The 1,505-nt window shown below is 68.1% G+C and carries 1 protein-coding gene; it reads right to left on the bottom strand.

Annotated features, from left to right (window positions below):
• Nucleotides 1–25: 25 nt before the first annotated feature.
• On the bottom strand, nt 26–1,318 hold the full coding sequence (locus tag K0M70_RS02745) for an adenylosuccinate synthase (protein ID WP_290778957.1): 1,293 nt from the start codon (nt 1,316–1,318) through the stop codon (nt 26–28).
• Between the last annotated feature and the right edge of the window lie 187 nt (nt 1,319–1,505).

Below are 1,505 nucleotides of genomic sequence, written 5' to 3'. Positions count from 1 at the left end.
CGCGCCCCCCCCCCCCCCGCAGGGTTCAGGCGAACGGGTCCTGCAGCACCATGGTCGCCTCGCGACCCGGCCCGGTGGACACGATGGCCAGCGGGCAGCCCACCAGCTCTTCCAGCGCGCGCAGGTAGGCACGCGCCGCCGGCGGCAGCTTGTCCCACTCGGTGATGCCGGCGGTGGTTTCTTCCCAGCCCGGGAACTCTAGGTACACCGGTTCGCACTCGTCCCAGCCCGCCGCGTCCAGCGGCGCGTACTCGGTGCGCTTGCCGCGGTACTGGTAGGCGATGCACATCTTCAGGCTGGGCATGCCGTCGAGGATGTCGAGCTTGGTAATGCACAGGCCCGAGATGCCGTTGATGGCCACCGCGCGCTTGAGCGCCACGATGTCGATCCAGCCGCAGCGACGCGGCCGGCCGGTGGTGGCGCCGAACTCGGCGCCCTTCTGGCGGATCAGTTCACCGGTGGCGTCGTTCAACTCGGTCGGGAACGGGCCGCCGCCCACGCGCGTGGCGTAGGCCTTGGCAATGCCCAGCACGTAGTCGATGGCATCGGCGCCAACGCCGGTACCGGCCATGGCGCCGCCCACCGTGGTGTTGGACGAGGTGACGTAGGGATAGGTGCCGTGGTCGATGTCGAGCAGCGAGCCCTGCGCGCCTTCGAACATCACGCGCTTACCCTGCTTGCGCAGCTCGTGCAGGATGCCGGCCACGTCGGCCTTCATCGGCTCGACGTAGGCGCCGAACTCCAGCGCCTCGTCCAGGGTCTTCTGGAAGTCCACCGCTTCCACGCCCAGGTACTTGGTCAGCACGAAGTTGTGGTAATCCATCGTGATGCGCAGTTTTTCGGCCAGCTCTTTCGGGTAGCTCAGGTCGGCCACGCGGATGCCGCGGCGCGCCACCTTGTCTTCGTAGGCCGGACCGATGCCGCGGCCGGTGGTGCCGATGGCACCGCCGCCGGCGGCCTTCTCGCGGGCCTGATCCAGGGCGATGTGGTAAGGCATGATCAGCGGCGTGGCCGGACTGATCTTCAGGCGCGAGCGCACCTCGACACCGTTGGCTTCAAGCTCGGCGATTTCCTTTTTCAGGGCCGCCGGGCTCAGCACCACGCCGTTGCCGATCAGGCACAGCGCGTCCGCGCGCAGGATGCCCGAGGGGATCAGGTGCAGCACGGTCTTCTTGCCGTTGATCACCAGCGTATGGCCGGCGTTGTGGCCGCCCTGGAAGCGCACGACGGCGCCAATGTCTTCGGTGAGCAGGTCGACGATCTTGCCCTTGCCCTCGTCGCCCCACTGCGCGCCCAGCACCACTACCGACTGACCCATGACCTGACTCCGGAAAAAAATGGAATGGCGGGGCGACGGGCGCCTGGCCCTTTCCAGGGCCCAGACATGCAAAAAGCCGGAGGTCGCCCCGGCTTTTCGAAATTATCCTCGGTTTGTACGGCCGGGGCTAGCCCGGAACCGGCCCCCGCGGGGGCCGGCCGCCGGGGTTAAGCGCTTCTGGGTGCCG

Origin of the sequence: Arenimonas sp. (genome assembly GCF_019459675.1) — a bacterium.
GTDB lineage: Bacteria > Pseudomonadota > Gammaproteobacteria > Xanthomonadales > Xanthomonadaceae > Arenimonas.
The sequence above is the reverse complement of the archived record's forward strand: the minus strand, read 5'-3'. Positions and strand labels throughout refer to the sequence as shown.

Excerpts from the sequence above, each read along its gene's own strand:
- K0M70_RS02745 (WP_290778957.1), bottom strand. The coding sequence starts at position 1,318 with ATGGGTCAGTCGGTAGTGGTGCTGGGCGCGCAGTGGGGCGACGAGGGC.